The organism is Saccharothrix sp. NRRL B-16348, assembly GCF_001280085.1.
GTDB lineage: Bacteria > Actinomycetota > Actinomycetes > Mycobacteriales > Pseudonocardiaceae > Actinosynnema.
Genome location: NZ_LGED01000205.1, coordinates 17,125 through 34,019 on the forward strand (window position 1 = coordinate 17,125; position 16,895 = coordinate 34,019).

At 73.3% G+C, this 16,895-nt stretch carries 16 protein-coding genes; 9 read left to right on the forward strand and 7 right to left on the reverse strand.

What is annotated here, in order from left to right; genetic code table 11:
- Window positions 1-193 precede the first annotated feature (193 nt).
- On the forward strand, window positions 194-874 hold the full coding sequence (locus tag ADK67_RS53815; protein WP_231648336.1) for a hypothetical protein: 681 nt from the start codon (window positions 194-196) through the stop codon (window positions 872-874).
- A 189-nt stretch (window positions 875-1,063) separates the two neighbouring features.
- On the forward strand, window positions 1,064-4,351 hold the full coding sequence (locus tag ADK67_RS23810; RefSeq protein ID WP_082403717.1) for a S8 family serine peptidase: 3,288 nt from the start codon (window positions 1,064-1,066) through the stop codon (window positions 4,349-4,351).
- A 55-nt stretch (window positions 4,352-4,406) separates the two neighbouring features.
- On the opposite strand, the gene ADK67_RS23815 is transcribed toward ADK67_RS23810, so the two are convergent.
- Complete coding sequence (locus ADK67_RS23815; RefSeq protein ID WP_197289590.1) at window positions 4,407-4,805, reverse strand: SSI family serine proteinase inhibitor; 399 nt, start codon at window positions 4,803-4,805, stop codon at window positions 4,407-4,409.
- 179 nt (window positions 4,806-4,984) lie between these two features.
- Between ADK67_RS23815 and ADK67_RS23820 the strand changes: the two genes are divergently transcribed.
- Window positions 4,985-5,770, forward strand: coding sequence for an aminoglycoside N(3)-acetyltransferase (locus tag ADK67_RS23820; protein ID WP_053718711.1), 786 nt, complete (start codon window positions 4,985-4,987; stop codon window positions 5,768-5,770).
- Here ADK67_RS23820 and ADK67_RS23825 read toward each other — a convergent pair.
- The 3 genes from ADK67_RS23825 to ADK67_RS23835 all read right to left on the reverse strand — a co-directional run bounded on the left by ADK67_RS23825 (window position 5,755) and on the right by ADK67_RS23835 (window position 7,925).
- Window positions 5,755-6,147 carry a DUF5313 family protein gene (locus ADK67_RS23825; protein WP_157620788.1) on the reverse strand — a complete coding sequence of 131 codons (393 nt, stop codon included), beginning with the start codon at window positions 6,145-6,147 and terminating at the stop codon, window positions 5,755-5,757. The two genes, ADK67_RS23820 and ADK67_RS23825, sit on opposite strands and share 16 nt — an antisense overlap.
- A 130-nt stretch (window positions 6,148-6,277) precedes the next feature.
- Window positions 6,278-7,072, reverse strand: a complete 795-nt coding sequence (locus ADK67_RS23830; RefSeq protein ID WP_053718712.1) for a hypothetical protein — start codon at window positions 7,070-7,072, stop codon at window positions 6,278-6,280.
- Entirely contained in the window at window positions 7,065-7,925 is an 861-nt protein-coding gene (locus ADK67_RS23835; protein WP_053718750.1) for a LysR family transcriptional regulator, read from the reverse strand. The genes ADK67_RS23830 and ADK67_RS23835 overlap by 8 nt, the downstream gene beginning before the upstream one ends.
- A 70-nt stretch (window positions 7,926-7,995) precedes the next feature.
- Between ADK67_RS23835 and ADK67_RS23840 the strand changes: the two genes are divergently transcribed.
- The 4 genes from ADK67_RS23840 (at window position 7,996) to ADK67_RS23855 (ending at window position 12,271) form a co-directional block, all read left to right on the forward strand.
- Window positions 7,996-8,880, forward strand: a complete 885-nt coding sequence (locus ADK67_RS23840) for a DMT family transporter (protein ID WP_053718713.1) — start codon at window positions 7,996-7,998, stop codon at window positions 8,878-8,880.
- Window positions 8,877-9,713 (forward strand): alpha/beta fold hydrolase, encoded by an 837-nt coding sequence (locus ADK67_RS23845; RefSeq protein WP_053718714.1) that lies wholly within the window; start codon window positions 8,877-8,879, stop codon window positions 9,711-9,713. The genes ADK67_RS23840 and ADK67_RS23845 overlap by 4 nt, the downstream gene beginning before the upstream one ends.
- A 97-nt stretch (window positions 9,714-9,810) precedes the next feature.
- Complete coding sequence (locus ADK67_RS23850) at window positions 9,811-11,475, forward strand: discoidin domain-containing protein (RefSeq protein ID WP_053718715.1); 1,665 nt, start codon at window positions 9,811-9,813, stop codon at window positions 11,473-11,475.
- A 34-nt stretch (window positions 11,476-11,509) separates the two neighbouring features.
- On the forward strand, window positions 11,510-12,271 hold the full coding sequence (locus ADK67_RS23855; protein WP_053718716.1) for an SDR family NAD(P)-dependent oxidoreductase: 762 nt from the start codon (window positions 11,510-11,512) through the stop codon (window positions 12,269-12,271).
- Here the strand turns inward: ADK67_RS23855 and ADK67_RS23860 are convergent.
- Window positions 12,258-12,617, reverse strand: a complete 360-nt coding sequence (locus ADK67_RS23860) for a hypothetical protein (RefSeq protein WP_053718717.1) — start codon at window positions 12,615-12,617, stop codon at window positions 12,258-12,260. The genes ADK67_RS23855 and ADK67_RS23860 overlap by 14 nt on opposite strands.
- 73 nt (window positions 12,618-12,690) lie before the next feature.
- Between ADK67_RS23860 and ADK67_RS23865 the strand changes: the two genes are divergently transcribed.
- Complete coding sequence (locus ADK67_RS23865; protein WP_053718718.1) at window positions 12,691-13,515, forward strand: TIGR02569 family protein; 825 nt, start codon at window positions 12,691-12,693, stop codon at window positions 13,513-13,515.
- Here ADK67_RS23865 and ADK67_RS23870 read toward each other — a convergent pair.
- The gene (locus tag ADK67_RS23870; RefSeq protein WP_053718719.1) at window positions 13,490-14,413 is read right to left on the reverse strand and encodes an SDR family NAD(P)-dependent oxidoreductase; all 924 of its coding nucleotides are present in this window, start codon (window positions 14,411-14,413) and stop codon (window positions 13,490-13,492) included. The two genes, ADK67_RS23865 and ADK67_RS23870, sit on opposite strands and share 26 nt — an antisense overlap.
- 112 nt (window positions 14,414-14,525) lie before the next feature.
- Between ADK67_RS23870 and ADK67_RS23875 the strand changes: the two genes are divergently transcribed.
- On the forward strand, window positions 14,526-15,062 hold the full coding sequence (locus ADK67_RS23875) for a TetR/AcrR family transcriptional regulator (protein WP_231648337.1): 537 nt from the start codon (window positions 14,526-14,528) through the stop codon (window positions 15,060-15,062).
- 4 nt (window positions 15,063-15,066) lie between these two features.
- On the opposite strand, the gene ADK67_RS23880 is transcribed toward ADK67_RS23875, so the two are convergent.
- Window positions 15,067-16,599 carry a flavin-containing monooxygenase gene (locus ADK67_RS23880; protein ID WP_082403720.1) on the reverse strand — a complete coding sequence of 511 codons (1,533 nt, stop codon included), beginning with the start codon at window positions 16,597-16,599 and terminating at the stop codon, window positions 15,067-15,069.
- Window positions 16,600-16,895 lie beyond the last annotated feature (296 nt).

Consider the following 16,895-nt stretch of genomic DNA (forward strand, 5'->3'; position numbering starts at 1 on the left):
GCTCACGACCCTTGATGCGCACTCGACCGCTTCCCGTGTTCTCCACACCGCCGGCGATCCGATGATTCTGGCACCGACGGGCGGATCAGGAGGCCGCATTCGATCACCCGTCGTGGTACGGCGTGTCGGCCGCGCTCACCGTCCGCGACTAATTCCGGTGGTGTCGCGGGGAGATCGACCTACCCTCTCCGCCATGGACACGGTGGACTTGTGGCGCCCGACCGGACGCGCCGAGCTGGACCTCGTCGCGGCGTCGCGGTGGCGGGCGTGGCCGCCGCGGCTGCCCGACCAGCCGATCTTCTACCCGGTGGCGAACCGCTGGTACGCGACGAAAATCGCGCGCGAGTGGAACGTGCCCGCCGGGGGCGTCGGCTTCGTCACGCGGTTCAGCGTGCGGCGGGACTTCCTCGACCGGTACCCCGTGCAGCAGGCCGGCGGTCGTGACGTGCTGGAGCACTGGGTGCCCGCCGAGGACCTGGAGGAGTTCAACGCCAACATCGTCGGCGCGATCGTGTGCGAGGCCGAGTACCGCGGCCCGGTCGCGGACGACGAGTTCGCTCAGGCCGAGGACCGGCTGGGACGTCCGCTGCCGGCGGCGTGGCGGCGCTACCTCCAGGGCGAGTCGTGGTTCCGCAGCGGCCGGCTGGGCGACGCGGTCGTCACCCTCTACACGCCGGCGGAGACGCTGAAGGCCACCGAGCACGCCGGTGCCGCGACCGTCGGCGACGACGGCTCACGCGGGCGGCTCGCGTTCGACCTGACCCGCGACCCCGCCCCGGTGTCGCTGCTGGGCGTCACGCCGGACCCCGTGCCGGTGGCCGCGGACGCGGGCGCGTTCACCACGCGGGTGGAGTCCGGCGACCTCTCCTGGTGACCCGCACGAGCCGCCGATGGTGCATTCGGGTGGCCGAACACCCTGCCAACAGACGCTGACCGCACCGGGACGGGATGGCTAGCGTCGAGGCCGTTGGGGGCTTCGTCACTTCCGGTCCACCGCCACCGCGGGTCTGCGACGCCCCCGGACCGCGCGATCCATCGCGCGCGCCGAAACCGGGAGGTATGTGTGTTCAGACCACGAAAGCGCGGGAAAGCCCTGGGAGCGCTCCTAGTGGCGGCAGGGCTGCTCTCCGCGCCGGCCACGGGCGTGGCCGGCGCGGAACCCGCGGCGGTGAGCGGCGGTGAGGCACCGGCGGTGAGCGCTACCGAGGCCGTGGCGGTGAGCGGCGCGGCGGTGAGCGTTGGTGACGCACCGGCCGCCGGCGTGCAGCCGCGCACCGTCACGCTCGTCACCGGTGACCGGGTCGTGGTGTCCGGCGAGGCGGTCGGGTCCTTCCGCCCCGGCCCCGGCCGCGACCACGTCACCTTCCACACGACCCACCGGGACGGTCGGCTGAACGTCGTCCCCGAGGACGCGCTCAAGGGCATCGCCGCGGGCAAGCTCGACCCGCGGCTGTTCGACGTCACGGGCCTCATCGAAGCCGGCTACGACGACGCCCGCAGCGACCACGTGCCGCTCATCGTCACCGGCACGCCCACCACCGGCCTGCGCGCCGCCCGCGCGCTGCCCGGCGCCGTGGCCACGCACGCGCCCAAGGCCGACGTCGGCGCCACGTTCCGGCAACTGCTCGCCGACCCCGGCGTGACCAGGGTGTGGCTCGACGGCGTGCTGCGCCCCTCCCTCGACCGCTCCACCACCCAGATCGGCGCGCCCGCCGCGTGGCAGGCGGGCCTGACCGGCAAGGGCGTCCGGGTGGCCGTGCTCGACGGCGGCGTCGACGGAGACCACCCCGACCTCACGGGCAAGGAGGTGGCCGAGCGCAACTTCACCGACGACCCCGACACCACCGACCTCACCGGGCACGGCACGCACGTCGCCGCCACCATCGCGAGCGGCGGCCGGACGTACCGGGGTGTCGCGCCCGACGCCCGCATCCTCGACGGCAAGGTCTGCGGCGCCAACGGCTGCCCCCAGTCCGCGATCCTGGCCGGCGTGCAGTGGGCCGTCGACGAGGGCGCGGACGTCGTCAACCTCAGCCTCGGCGGCTACGACTCGCCCGGCGTCGACCCGCTGGAGGAGGCGATCAACCAGCTGACCGAGAAGACCGGCACCCTGTTCGTCGTCGCCGCGGGCAACGGCGGGCGGTCCCGGTCGATCGACTCGCCGGGCAGCGCCGACGCCGCGCTCACCGTGGGCGCGGTCCGGCACGACGACGACCTCGCCCACTTCTCCAGCCGCGGCCCGCGCAACGGCGACGACGCGGTGAAACCCGACATCACCGCGCCCGGCTTGAACATCGTCGCCGCCAAGGCCGCCGAGGGCACCCTCGGCACGCCCGTCGGCAGGCGGCACGCGTCCCTGTCCGGCACCTCGATGGCGACACCGCACGTCGCGGGAGCGGCGGCGCTGCTCGCCCAGCGGCACCCCGACTGGACCGGCGCGCAGCTCAAGGCCGTCCTCATGGCCTCCGCGAAGCCGAACCCGGCGCTGACCGTGTTCGAGCAGGGCACGGGCCGGGTCGACCTGTCGCGCGCGATCACGGCGAACGTAGGCGCCACGCCGGTGAGCGTCACGTTCGAAGAGCAGCTGTGGCCGCACCACGACGACACGCCGGTCACCAAGACCGTCACCTACCGCAACGACGGCCCGGAGCCCGTCACGTTCGACCTCGCCGTCGAGCTGCGCGGCCCGAACGGCGCCGCCGCGCCCGCGGGCCTGCTCACCGTGACGCCGGCGAAGGTCACCGTGCCCGCCGGCGGCACGACCGCCGTCGCCGTCACCGCGGACACCAGGGTCGGCGCAGTCGACGGCGTCTACTCCGGCGCCGTGGTCGGGGGGCCGACGCGCGTCCCGGTCAGCCTCGCCCGCGAGGTCGAGAGCTACGACATCGCGATCGAGAACATCGACGCCGACGGCAACCCGGCCCTGGACAACTCGACCGCGCTCGTCGGGATGGACAACGACACCTACGAGAACCTGTACGGCCCGGACGGCACCGCCACCGCGCGCGTGCCGAAGGGCCAGTACATGGCGCGGGCGGTGATCCGCGCGTGGCCCAAGACCTGGGTGCTCGCCCGGCCGGTCCTGACCGTCGACGCCGACCACACCCGCTACACCTTCGACGCCCGCGTGGCGAAACCGGTGCGGGTCACCGCGCCCGATCCCGCCGCGGCGCCGATGATCGGCGACATCAACGTGTCCCGGCTCCTCAACGGCAGGCGCGTCGTGCTCAACACGGCGTTCATCGGCGGCTTCGGCGACATGGCGCTCGGGCACGTCGGCCCGACCCTGACCGACCAGGAGCTGACCGTCTCGATCGGCGCCCAGTTCCAGAGCCCGCCGGTCGACGGCACGCCGACGCACTACCGGTTCCGCTGGATGGAGCAGGGCGCGGTGCCCACCGGGTACACCCGCGCGCCCACGGCGGCCGAGCTGGCCGAGGTGCGGACCACGTTCGCGCCCGGCCCGGCCGACCGCCAGTACCTGCACAGCGGCAACGCCAGCCCGCCGGACGGCTCGGGCGGCTGGTCGGTGGGCCTGCCCGTGCCCTCGGGCGGCGCGGTGGTCGACCTGGTCACGCCCGACCGGCTCACCTGGAGCTGGGGTTTCCAGCGGCTGTCGCCCCAGTACCGGACCGAGGTCGACTACTCCTCGTTCAACCGCACCTACCGACTCGGCGAGCGGCACACGGAACGGTTCGTGCACCCGGTGCTCGGCCCCGGCCTGTCCGGCTATTCGGCCACCTACCTCGGCGTGCACGAGGACCGCGTCACGGCGCAGGTCCCGCTGATCAACGACCGCGACGGCAACCTCGGCCGGGGCAGCCACGAGTCGGCGCGCACCTCCGTGTACCGGGACGGGCGGCTCGTCGGCCAGATCCGCGACCAGTGGGGCGAGTTCACCGTGCCCGAGGGCGAGGGCCGCTACCGGGTGGAGCACGACATCGTCCGCGACCCGACGGCGCACGAGCTGAGCACGCGGGTCAGCGGCGCGTGGACGTTCCGGATGGCGACCCTGCCCGACGGGCACGGCCGCCGGCTGCCGCTGTCGGTGGTGCGGTTCAACCCGGAGCTCGACGCGGCGGGCAGCGCGCCCGCCGGACGGCTGCTGAGCGTGCCGCTCGCCGTGGAGCAGCAGGACGGCGCGGACAACGGCGAGGTGGGCCAGGTCCGGGTCGACGTGTCGTTCGACGACGGCAAGACCTGGCGGCGGGTGCCGGTCGCGGGCGGCGCGGCCCTGGTGCGGCACCCCGACGCGTCCGGGCACGTGTCACTGCGCGCGTCCGGCGCCGACAGCGACGGCAACACGTTCGAGCACACGGTGATCCGCGCCTACAAGATCACCCGGAAGTAGGGCCCGCCGGTGTCCCGGACCGGTCGACCACCGGTCCGGGACCCTCGGTCGGCGGTCAGCCCCAGACCGGCAGCCACGCCTGCCAGCGGTCCTCCTGGCACGAGTCCCGGCGGTTGAACTCGGCCGCGACGTCGACGCCGAACAACTGGCCGCGCACCTTGGCGTGCTGCGGTCCGAAGACCTGGTCGTAGCAGTTCGCGGTCGGCGGCGGCGGCTTGATGGCGCCCGGCGTCTTGCGGATCGCCTCGCACGCCGCCTTGGCCCACGGGTGGGTGCCGCCGTCGGGGTCGCAGGTGAGGCGGTACTGGCGGGCGACCGGCCCGAGCGGCTCGTACACGGTGATGGTGAGGTCGGTGGTCGGGGCCGCGGTCGCGGCGGGTGCGAGCACGGCGCCGAGGGCGGCCGTGACGGCCAGCGCGGGAAGCAGGCCGCGGGCGAAGCTGGTGACGGACACGGAGGTCTCCTCCAACTGATCGGCGTTGATCAAGTGGAACCGGCGGCGGTGTTCGCACCAGTAAACCATCTGTCCACAATGGACCTGCTTCGGCAGGCCGCAGCCCCCGCCGGCACGCGTGCCGCCGCCGGGAGGCACGATCTGGTCGACCCCGGAGGAACGATCGAGGACTGCCGACGATGACCCTGACGCACGCGACGCTGACGGAGGGCTGGCGACGGACCGGCGTGACCGAGGGCATGACGCTGATCGCGCACTCGTCGCTGTCCGCCCTCGGCCCGGTCGACGGCGGCGCGCCCGCCGTCGTGGAGAGCCTGCTCACGGCCGTCGGACCCACCGGCACGGTCGTCGTGCCGGCGTTCACGCCGCAGGTCGCCGACCCCGAGCCGGGCCGCGGTGGCGTGCCCGAGGCGGCCCTGCGGGCGCGGCGCGCGGCCGTGCCGCTGTTCCACCCCGGCCTGCCCAGCCCGATGGGCGCGATCGCGGAAGCCCTGCGCACCCGCCCGGACAGCGTTCGCAGCACGCACCCGCAGGCGTCGGTCGCCGCCGTCGGCAGGCACGCGCGGGACGTCGTGGCGCACCAGCCGCTGAACTTCGCGCTGGGCGCGGACTCGCCGTTCGGCCGGCTGCGCGACCTCGACGCGCGCATCCTGCTGATCGGCGTGCGGCACAACCGCGACAGCTTCCTGCACCACGCCGAGACGTTCACCCCGCGGCCGAGGTTGAAGCTGCGCCGGTTCCCGGTCCTGGTGGCCGGCGAGCGGGTGTGGCTGGAGGCGTTGGACGTCGGCGACGACAACGACACCCACTTCCCCACCGTCGGCGACGAGTTCGAGCGGCGGGCGGGCGTCGAGCGGACCGCGGTGGGCCGGGCGTCGTGCGTGCTGATCCCGGCGCGGCCGTTCGTGGAGTTCGCGGTCGGGCGGCTCGCCGAACTGCTCGACGGCGCTCAGGCGCCCCGGTAGAGCCGCTCGTAGGCGGCCTGCGCCGCGGCGTCCTGCTCGGCGTGCGCGGCACGGCGGGTCTCCGCGCCGAGACCACGCGGGTAGCCCTGCTTGACCAGGCGTTCCTCGGTGGTCTGCCACATGTACGACATGGAGTAGAAGTAGCCGACGAGCAGGCCGAGCACGATCGACAGCACGCGGATCAGCAGCGGTCCGGGCAGCAGGAGCAGCACCAGCACCGGCGACATCTGGATGAACCCGCGCACGAAGTGCCGCACCGCCCACGTGCGGCAGGTCACGTCGTGCAGCACCCACTCGTTGCACCGTTGCGGCAGCCGCCCGCCGAACGCGTACCACAGCCACTGGGCCGGGTTGGGCCTCGTTCCGCGCAGTGCCACCGGGCCGCCGCTCCTCATGTCGCCACCGTCGAACGGGCTCGTCGCGCCCACTCTACGGTCGGCGCGGGCACGGTCGGTGCGGGCACGGTCGGTGCGGGCACGGTCGGCGCGGCACGGTCGGTCGGCCGCGTCACGCGCGGTCCAGGACCACCGTGTGGTCGACCCGTTCCGGGAGTCGCGTGGTCAGCCGCCACCGTTCGGCCGTGGCGGCCAGGTTCACCTCCACCGAGTCCGCCGACACCCGGCCCACCCCGCCGACCCAGTGCGCGTTCCGCGCGACCAGGTCCGCCACGAGCGCGCGGTCGGGTTCGGCCACGGCGTCGTCCAGCGCCGTGCCGGCGAGCAGCGCGAGCAGCCGGCCCAGCACCGCGGCGGGCATCGCCGGATCGGTCGACTCCAGGGTCGCGTAGCAGTCGTCGTGCCCGGAGAACCACACGCGCGAGCCGACGAGACGGGGCAGCACCGGTTCGTCGTGGGCGGCGGTGCCGAGCGCGAGGGCGATCTCGTCCAGCCGGTCGGGGCTCGGCGGGCCGGGCAGGTCGACCAGGGTCAACTGGTACGGCGACCACCCGGCCAGGAACCGGGGCAGGTCGTCCCGCCGCAGCACCAGGACTTCCTCGCTGAGGCCGACGACACCGGACGCCAACGCCCCCAAGTGGTGGACCTTCGCGCCGACGCCCTGCTCCGCCGCGATGCGCGACGGCGGCCACTGCGCGTACTCCTCGTCCAGGAAGCTGACCGTCGCCAGGTCCACGACGGCGACGTGCTCGCTCGCCGCGCCCACGACGATGTCGGCCACCTCGGCGGCGGACGCCGCGGTCGCGTCGACCACCCAGGAGCCTTCGGCCTCGCGGGCGCTGAAGGTCAACGGGAACGGCGCGCCGCCGAACCCCAGGCCGTTCACCGCGAACGCGTGGTCAGGCACGATCGCCTCCCCGCAGCGAGTCGACCAGCGCGGTGACGGCCGGGTGCCACTCGCGCCCCGGCGGGCCGCTCGCCACCAGCCGCCGCACCACCCTCGGCCGCACCGGCACCAGGGTCAGCCCCGGCGCCGGCATCGACGCCACCAGGCCGGGCACGATCGAGATGCCGACACCGGCTCGCACCATCGCCAGCAACGTGCCCAACTCGCGCACCCGGTGCAGCGGGTCGAACGGCAGGCCCGCGTGCACCTGCCGCACGTGCCGCTCGCACCCGCCGCACGACAGCAGGAACGGGTCGTCGGCCAGGTCCGCCACGTCTACCTCGCCCTCACCGGCCAACGGATGGTCGGTGCGCAGCAGGGCGTGGAACGCGTCCTCGCCCACCAGCACGCCGTGACCGGGCGGCGGGTCGACCACCACGGCCATCTCCACCGTGCCGTTGGCCAGCCACTCGGCGACCTCGTCGTCCTCGCCCTCGAACACCCGCACCCGCACGTGCGGGAACTCCGCCTCCCAGCGGGACAGCAGGTCCGGCAGCAGCCCTTGGCACACGGTCGGCGGCGCGGCCAGCTTGATCGTGCCCCTGGCCGCGCCGCCGTGCCGCGCGGCCAGGTCCGTGATCGCCACCGACGCGGACACCGCGGCCCGGGCGTGCGCCACGACCTCCGCGCCGAACGCCGTGGGCCGCGGCCTGCCGCGCCGGACCAGCACCGGGTGGCCGAGGGTGCGTTCGAGCGCGGCCACGCCGTGCGACACGGCCGACTGGGTCAGGCCCAACGCGTCGGCGGCCGCGCCGAAACCGCCCTCGTCGACCACGGCGAGGAACGCGCGGAGCTGCGCGAGGTTCAGTGCCATGAACAACTCTCATGAGTGGGTGGGCGTCACTTGTTGGACTCATCATCGCAGGCGAGGCGATCCTCGCCCGGTGCAGACGTCCGGGAAGTTCGTGCTGCTGTCCGCGATCTGGGGCGGCAGCTTCGCGTTGATCAAGGTGGCGGTGGACGCGGGCGTGCCCCCGGTGTGGGTGGCGTTGGCCCGCTGCCTGTTCGGCGCGCTCACGCTGTGGGCGATCTGCCTGGCGCAGGGCGCGGCCGTGCCGCTGGACCGGCGCACCTGGGGGCACGCGGCGGTGGTCGCGCTGCTGCTCAACGCGGCGCCGTTCACGCTGCTCGCGCACGGCGAGACGCAGGTCAGCTCAGTGCTGGCCGGTGTCTTCAACGCCACCACGCCGCTGACCACGCTGGTGTTCGTGCTGCTGATCGTGCCGAGCGAGCGGATGACGCGGGCGCGGGTGGCCGGGCTGCTGGTCGGCTTCACGGGCGTGCTCGTGGTGCTGGGCGCGTGGCGCGGGTTGGCGGACAACGTCCTCGAAGGCAGCCTCGCGTGCCTGGCCGCGACCGCCTGCTACGGCGCGGGTTTCGCCTACACCCGGCGGTTCTTCTCCGGCGGCGACCACAGCGCGAGCGCGTTGTCGGCCGTGCAGATCACGTGCGCGACGCTGCAGCTGGCGGTGGTCGCGCCCGCGTTGGGCGGGGCGCCGTCGTGGCCGGGGACGTCGGCGGCGGTGGCGCTGGTCGTGCTCGGCGCGGCCGGCACCGGGCTGGCGTACGTGCTGAACCTGGACGTGATCCGGGCGGCCGGGCCGGCGGTGGCGTCCACGGTCACCTACGTCACGCCGCTGTGGTCGACGGCGATCGGCGCGCTGCTGCTCGGCGAGCCCGTCGGGTGGCACGCGGTGGTCGGCGGGGTGATCGTGATCGGAGGTGTGCTGCTGGCCCGCTCCCGACCGAATGTGAGGATCTCTGCATGAACGCGATCTACGTCTTCGTGCCGGGCTCCAACTCCAACTCGTTCCACTTCTCGCCCCTGCTGCGCGAGCTGACCCTGCTCGGCCACCGCGCGCTCGCCGTCGACCTGCCCGGACACGGCTTCGACGCCACGTTCTCCGCGTCCTACCAGGCACCCCAGGACCCGGCCGCGCTCGCCGTCGAGCCGGCCGGCCTCAAGGGCGCGAGCCACGCCGACAACGTCGCGCACGTGATCGACGTGGTGCGGCGGGCGGGCAAGCACGGGCCGGTGGTCCTCGTCGGGCACAGCCGGGGCGGGATGACCCTGACCGGGGTGGCGAACGCCGTCCCCGAACTGCTGCACCGGGTCGTGTACGTGTCCGCGTGGTGCTGCGTCGACGCGACCGTCGGCGAGTACTCGGAAGGGCCGGAGTGGGCGTCGAGCGCGCTCAACGACCTCCCGGGCCTGCTCGCGGGCAACCCGGCCGACCTCGGCGTGCTCCGGATGAACTGGCGCACCGCCGACCCGGACCTGCTGGCCAAGCTCAAGGCCGCGATCCTGGCCGACGGCACGGACGCCGAGTTCCTGGCCGCGCTGAACACCCTGGAGCCGGACGAGAGCCTGGACGGCGGCACCGACCGCGTGGACCCGGACGCGTGGGCACGGCTGCCGCACACCTACGTCCGGCTGGCCGGCGACCGCTCGCTCCCGGTCGCGCTGCAGGACCGGTTCATCCGCGAGGCCGACGCGCTGCTCCCGGACAACCCGTTCGACGTGCGCACCCTCGACACCAGCCACATGGGTTTCCTGGTCCGGCCGCGGGAGTCCGCCGCGGTGCTCGCCGAACTCGGGTAGTCCCGGTCCGGCGACAGAATCCCGGTTTGTCGAGTTATTGCGTGACGCTGCTCACTTCTTGCATGCTGGTGCCGTCCCTCCAACGAAGGAGCGTGCGGTGCCCCTGTCACGCAGGACATTCTTCGGATCGGCCCTGGCCGCCTCCGCCCTGACCACCACCACGTCGACCCCGGCGGGCGCGGCGAGCCCGCCGGGCGACGTGGTCGGCAAGATCACCGTCGGCTACCAGGGCTGGTTCGCGGCACGGGGCGACAACTCGCCGATCAACGGCTGGTGGCACTGGAGCGACAACTGGGGCCAACCGCCGTCGCCGACCAACCACGCGCTGATGGCCTGGCCGGACATGACCGACTACGCGACCAGGTACCCGACGGCGTTCGGCGCCCTGGGCGACGGCCGACCGGCGACCGTGTTCTCCAACCACGACTACCAGACCGTGGACGTGCACTTCCGCTGGATGCGCGAGTACGGCTGCGACACCGCCGCGTTGCAGCGGTTCAACCCGAACGGTGGCGAGGGCCCGATCCGCGACGCCGTCACCGCGCACGTCCGGCGGGCCGCCGAGGCGCACGGCGTGAAGTTCTACCTCATGTACGACGTCACGAACTGGACCGCCATGCAGTCGGAGATCAAGGCCGACTGGCTGGACAAGATGCGCGCGCACACCGCCTCCCCCATGTACGCGCGCCAGAACGGCAAGCCGGTCGTGTGCGTCTGGGGCTTCGGCTTCAACGACCCCGGCCGCCCGTTCACACCGCAGCAGTGCCAGGACGTGGTCGACTGGTTCAAGGGCCAGGGCGTGTACCTGATCGGCGGAGTGCCGACCCACTGGCGGCGCGAGATCGAGGACTCGCGGCCCGGTTTCGGCGGCGTCTACCGCAGCTTCGACATGATCTCGCCGTGGATGGTGGGCCGGATCGGGACTGTCACGGACGCCGACCACTTCCACGCGAACGTGAACTCGCCGGACCTGGCCGAGTGCGCCAGGCTCGGCATCGACTACCAGCCGTGCGTGCTGCCGGGCGACCTGTCCCGGCGGCACCGGGCGCACGGCGACTTCATGTGGCGGCAGTTCTACAACATGGCCCGGCTCGGCGTGCAGGGCGTCTACATCTCGATGTTCGACGAGTACAACGAGGCCAACCAGATCGCCAAGACGCCGGAGACGCAGGCGGGCATCCCGGCCGGCTCCGGTTTCCTCGCCCTGGACGAGGACGGCACGCGGTGCTCGTCGGACTACTACCTGCGGCTCACCGGTGACGGCGGCCGGATGCTCAAGGGCGCGATCGCGCTGACCCCCGTGCGCCCGACCAAGCCGATGCTCTCCGACACACCGCCCGTCGACCGCGACCTGGCGGCGGGCAGGCCGACCACCCAGAGCGGCCAGACCCAGCACTACGGCAGCCACTTCGCCGTCGACGCCGACCCGCACAGCTACTGGGAGAGCGTGAACGGCGCGTTCCCGCAGTGGATCGGGGTCGACCTCGGCACGGTGGCCGCGCCGCGCCGGATGGTGCTGAGCCTGCCGCCGAACCCGGCGTGGGGCCGTCGCACGCAGACCATCGCGGTGGAGGCGGGCGTGGACGGCTCGGCGTTCACCACGGTCGTCGGCGCGACCGGCTACGTGTTCGACCCGGCCACCGGCAACGCGGTCACCGTCGCGCTGCCCGCCGGCGTGAGCGCCCGGCACGTGCGGCTGCGGTTCAGCGGCAACACGGGCTGGCCGGCCGGTCAGCTGGCCCGGTGGCAGGTCTACGGCTGAGCCCTGGGAGCGCTCTCTCGGTACGCTGCCGCCCATGACGAGCGTTCTGGTCACGGGGTCGGCGGACGGTATCGGTCGGGAGACGGCGGCGACGCTGGTGTCGCTCGGGCACCGGGTGGTGCTGCACGCGCGCGACGCGGCGCGGGCCGGGCAGGCGCTGGCCGCCGTGCCGGGCGCGGACGGCGTGCTGGTCGGCGACCTCTCGTCGCTGGCGCAGACCAGGGAGCTGGCCGCCGCCGCGGAGCCCTTCGACGTGGTGATCCACAACGCGGGGCTCGGCGGCGGCCTGCCCGAGCGGACCGTCACCGACGACGGCCTCGAACTGCTGTTCCAGGTCAACGTGCTGGCGCCGTACCTGCTCACGGCCCTGATGCCCCGGCCGCGGCGGCTGGTCTACCTGACGTCCGGGCTGGAGTCGCAGGGCGTGGCGGACCTCGACGACCTCCAGCACGAACGCGGTCCGTGGCACGGCATGCAGGCGTACTCGGACTCCAAGCTGCTGGACGTGGCGCTGGCGTTCGCGGTGGCCCGCCGGTGGCCGGACGTGCTGAGCAACGCGGTCGACCCCGGCTGGATCAAGACCAAGCTGGGCGGCCCGGACGCCACGGACGAGCTGCCGACGGGCGCCGACACCCAGGTGTGGCTGGCGACGAGCGACGAGCCCGCCGCCACCGTCACCGGCCGCTACTTCAAGTGGCGCGAGGACCTGCGCGCCAACCCCGCCGCGTACGACGTGGAGGTCCAGGACCGCCTGCTCGACGCCTGCGCGGAGATCACCGGCGTCAAGCTGACGTGATCAGCTCCCAGCCGAACGGCGTCGCCACGAGCAGCGCGGCGGCCAGCCGGTAGGGCAGCCGCCGCACCGCCGTGACGCGGGTGACGACGTGGTTGAGGCCGACGACCACCGGCAGGAAGACGACCCACAGCACGGCCGCGAGCAGCACCACCGGGGCGAAGCCCTCCTCGACCAGGTCCGAGTCGTACGGCGTCCAGCCCCACTCCTGCACGACCACCGTGCCGAGCAGCCACAGCGACAGCACCGGGTAGTAGCCGGCGAGGCCGAGGGCCAGGTTCATCGGCACGCCGATCGCCCACCCCGCCCACGCGGGTCCGGCACGACGTGCGGTGGCTCGCCCGGTCATGTGGTCCTCAGTCCTCCTCGGCCTGGGGAAAAGGACGCGCCGCCACCGAGCCGGGTTGCCTACGATCCCGGCCGTGCCACCGCCTTCGAGACCTCCCCGGACGGCGTTGGCCGCGTTCGGCGTCACGGCCGAGCCCGTCGTGCTGCCCGGCGGCCGCGGCGGCACGTGGCGGGCCGGCGGGCTCGTCCTCAAGCCGGTGGACTTCGAGCCCGAGACGCGGTGGCGTGCCGACGTGCTCGCCGCGCTGCCGCCGTCGACCGCGTTCCGGGTCGCGCCTCCCGTGCGGTCCGCGACCGGTGACTGGGTGGTCGACGGGTGGGAGGCGTGCCGGTTCGTGGCGGGCGAGCCGGACGTCGGCAGGCCGGACGACGTGCTGCGGGCCGGGATCGCGTTCCACGCCGCCGTGCGCGACGTGCCCCGGCCCGCGTACCTCGACCTGCGCGACGACCCGTGGTCGGTCGGCGACCGGGTCGCCTGGGAGGAGGCGCCGGCGGACGTCGGCCCCGCGGCCCTCGATCTGCTGGAGCCGCTCGTCGCGGCCCGCCGGCCGGTGGACCTGCCGGCCCAGGTCGTGCACGGCGACCTGCCGGGCAACGTGCTGTTCGCCGCCGGCCTGCCGCCCGCGGTGATCGACTGGCCGCCGTACTGGCGTCCCGCGTCGTGGGCGGCGGCGGTCGCGGTCGCGGACTGCCTGTGCTGGTACGGCGCCCCGCCGGCACTGGTCGACCGGTGGTCGCACCTGCCGGGGTGGGATCAGGTGCTGCTCCGGGCGTTGATCTACCGGATCGTCACCCACAACCGCGCGTCCGGCGACTGGCCGGCGGACCAGCTGCGCGCCTACCGGCCCGTGATCGACCTGGTCGTGGCCCGGCTCAGCCGGCCAGGGTCTCCTCGGTGACCCGCCACAGCCGCTCGGCCGCCTCCGGGTCGAGCGCGTGGGCCGCGACACCGCTGATCATGCTGCCGCCCTCGTGCGGCAGGGCCTCGGCGCAGTCCTCGAAGTACCGACCGCCGACGCCCTCCAGCAGCGGTGACGCCGCCAGCAGCACCGACGTGGCCGCGCCCTGCTCCGGCGTCTTCAGCCGGAAGCCGTCGGCCACGGCGCCCTCGATCATCGCCTCCATCTGCGCGGGATCGGCGTGCCGCTGGAGGTTCGTCATGATCCCGCCGGGCATCACGGCGTTCACCGTGATCCCGTCGGCCGCCCAACGCTTGTTCGCGGCCACGGCGAACAGGATGTTCGCGGTCTTCGACTGCCCGTACGCCGTCCACGGGTCGTACGGCCGGTCGGTGTAGTGGATGTCGTCGAAGACGACCGGCGACATGAGGTGGGCGCTGGAGCTCACGACCACGACCCGTGCGCCCTCCGCGGCCAGGAACCGGTGCAGGCCGTTGGTCAGCGCGAAGTGGCCGAGGTGGTTGGTGGCGAACTGGAGTTCCCAGCCCTCCGGCGTGCGGGTCTCCGGCGTGGCCATCACGCCCGCGTTGTCGACGAGGACGTGCAGCGGGCCGTCCCAGCCGGCGACGAACGCCGCCACGGACGCCTGGTCGGCCAGGTCGACCCGGGCGACCCGGACGTCGCCGCCGATCTCGTCGGCCACCCGCCGCCCGGCCGCGGTGTCGCGGACCGCCAGCGTGACCTCCGCGCCCGCCGAGGCCAGCGCCCGCGCCGTCTCGACGCCGATGCCCGACGCGGCGCCGGTGACCACCGCACGCCGGCCGGTCAGGTCGACACCGGCCACGACCTCCGCCGCGGTGGAGTCCGCGCCGAACGGCGTGGTGATGTGCTCGGTCATGATCTGCTCCCCTGTCGTACACTGAAGCGGAGGTTCCTCCGGTAACTCCACCTTAAGCGGAGGTTCCTCCGGTTAGCAGTGAGAGCCGCGTCACACCCGTATGGAGGCACCGTTGTCCCGCCCACTGCGCGCGGACGCCCAGCGCAACCGCGACCGCCTGATCGAGACGGCGCTGGAGGCGTTCACCACCGAGGGCGCGGACGCCACGCTGGACGCGATCGCCAAGCGCGCGGGCGTGGGCATCGGCACGCTCTACCGCCACTTCCCCACCCGTGAGGCGCTGGTGGAGGCGGTCTACCGCAACGAGCTGGCGAAGCTCTGCGACGCCGTGCCCGAGCTGCTCTCCACCCTGCCGCCGCACGCGGCGACCAGGGTGTGGATGGACCGGTTCGTCGCCTACATGGCCACGAAGCAGGGCATGGGTGAGGCGTTGCGCGCCGTCATCGCGTCCGGCGGCGACCCGTACGCGGAGAGCAAGGACCGGCTGACCGAGGCGATGCGCACGCTGCTGGCCGCCGTCGACCGCCCGGACGTCGAACCGCTCGACGTGATCGCCACGATCGGCGGCATCGCGCTCACCGTGCCCGACGTCGGCCCGGCGGACGGCATGCTCGACCTCGTGATGGACGGCCTGCGCTACCGGCCCTGACGTCCTACCGGCCCTGGACCACCGGCAGCGCGCCGTCGACCGCCACGGGTTCGGCAGTCGCGGGTTTGCCAGTCGCACGCCGCTTGCCGACGAGCTGCCGGCTCAGGTCGCCGCGCAACGTGGACACCGCGTCGAGCACGTAGTTCTGCCGCACCCGCCACGGGCCGCGGTCGCCTTGGCGCGGGAACGCGTCGATGGCCCGCTGGATGTAGCCGGACGCGAGGTCCAGCAGCGGGCGGCGGGTCAGCGGGCGGTCCGGCGTGGGTACGACGGACGCGTAGCCGTGCCGGTCCATGTGGTTGACCACCCGGCACACCAGGCGTGAGGTGAGGTCGGCGCGCAACGTCCACGACGCGTTCGTGTAGCCGACGCACACGGCGAAGTTCGGCAGCCCGGTGATCATCGCGCCGCGCCAGATGAACTGCTCGGACAGCTCCACCCGCCGCCCGTCCACGCTCGGCGCGATCCCGCCGAACGCGAGCAGCCGCAAACCGGTCGCCGTCACCACGACGTCGGCGCGGAGCTCCCGGCCGGACTTGAGCCGCACGCCGTCCGGCGTGAACGTGTCGATGTGATCGGTGACGACCGACGCCCGACCGTGCTTGAGAGCCTTGAACAGGTCCGCGTCCGGGATCGCGCAGAGCCGCTGGTCCCACGGGTCGTAGGTGGGGGTGAAGTGCTCGCGGATCGCGTCGTCGTCGTTGAGCACCTTGGCGGACAGCCCGGTGAGCACCTTGCGCGCCGCCTTCGGCCAGCGGCGGCAGAACTGGTAGAACGCCAGGCCGAACAGGATGTTCTTGGCGCGGATCAGCCGGTGCGCGGCGTTGGCGGGCAGCAGTTCGCGGACCTTGTCGGCGAGCTTGTCGCGACCGGGCACCACACCGATCCACGTCGGCGAGCGTTGGAGCATCGTGACGTGCGCGGCGGTCTCGGCCATCGCCGGCACCAACGTCACCGCCGTCGCCCCGCTGCCGACCACGACCACCCGTTTGCCCGCGTAGTCCAGGTCGTCGGGCCAGAACTGCGGCCGCACGACGTCGCCGCGGAACGACTCGATGCCGGGGAACACCGGGTCGTGGCCCTGGTCGTAGTCGTAGTAGCCGGCGCAGGAGTAGAGGAAGTCGCAGGTGATCACGCTGTCCGTGACGGTGTCGTGCTCGTCGCGGCGGCTGATCGTCAACGTCCAGCGGGCGGTCTCGGTGGAGAAGTCGGCGGCGACCACCTTGGTCCGGTAGCGCACCAGCCGGTCGATCCCGAACTCGGCGGCGGTGTCCCGGATGTAGTCGAGGATCGACGGGCCGTCCGCGATCGACTTCGCCTCGCGCCAGGGCTTGAACGGGTAGCCGAGCGTGAACATGTCCGAGTCCGACCGGATGCCGGGGTACCGGAAGAGGTCCCACGTCCCGCCCATCGTGTCGCGGGCTTCGAGGATCGCGACGGACTTGCCCGGACACTCGTCCCGCAACCGGTAGGCCGCGCCGACACCGGACAGTCCGGCGCCCACGATCACGACGTCGAGGTGCTCGGGAGTGGTCATGCCCTCCAGTGTGCTGGACCTGCCAACCCCCTCCGACCTGGGGTAACACCAAGGGTGGCGGCGGTCACCCGAACACTGTCGAGTGAACTTGACATTCGGCAATCCAGAAAACGCCGTTATCGTTGCCGTCAAACGTCGGTTGAAGAAATGAGGAGCCCGAGCAACCACCCCTGCGAACGCCCCCGCCGGGCCGACCCAGCGGCAGTACCCCAGCGGCGGGCCTCGGCGGCCCGACCCAGCGGCATGAGCCGCGGGGCATGAGGTGGGCTTGATCGGTCGGGTGGCGTGATCGGTCG

What these genes read in the sequence shown, in the direction of transcription:
- ADK67_RS23855 (WP_053718716.1), top strand. Translation starts at nt 11,510, where the DNA reads ATGACGAGCGTTCTGGTCACGGGGTCGGCGGACGGTATCGGTCGGGAG.
- ADK67_RS23860 (WP_053718717.1), bottom strand. Translation starts at nt 12,617, where the DNA reads ATGACCGGGCGAGCCACCGCACGTCGTGCCGGACCCGCGTGGGCGGGG.
- ADK67_RS23835 (WP_053718750.1), bottom strand. Translation starts at nt 7,925, where the DNA reads ATGGCACTGAACCTCGCGCAGCTCCGCGCGTTCCTCGCCGTGGTCGAC.
- ADK67_RS23820 (WP_053718711.1), top strand. Translation starts at nt 4,985, where the DNA reads ATGACCCTGACGCACGCGACGCTGACGGAGGGCTGGCGACGGACCGGC.
- ADK67_RS53815 (WP_231648336.1), top strand. Translation starts at nt 194, where the DNA reads ATGGACACGGTGGACTTGTGGCGCCCGACCGGACGCGCCGAGCTGGAC.
- ADK67_RS23870 (WP_053718719.1), bottom strand. Translation starts at nt 14,413, where the DNA reads ATGACCGAGCACATCACCACGCCGTTCGGCGCGGACTCCACCGCGGCG.
- ADK67_RS23845 (WP_053718714.1), top strand. Translation starts at nt 8,877, where the DNA reads ATGAACGCGATCTACGTCTTCGTGCCGGGCTCCAACTCCAACTCGTTC.
- ADK67_RS23880 (WP_082403720.1), bottom strand. Translation starts at nt 16,599, where the DNA reads ATGACCACTCCCGAGCACCTCGACGTCGTGATCGTGGGCGCCGGACTG.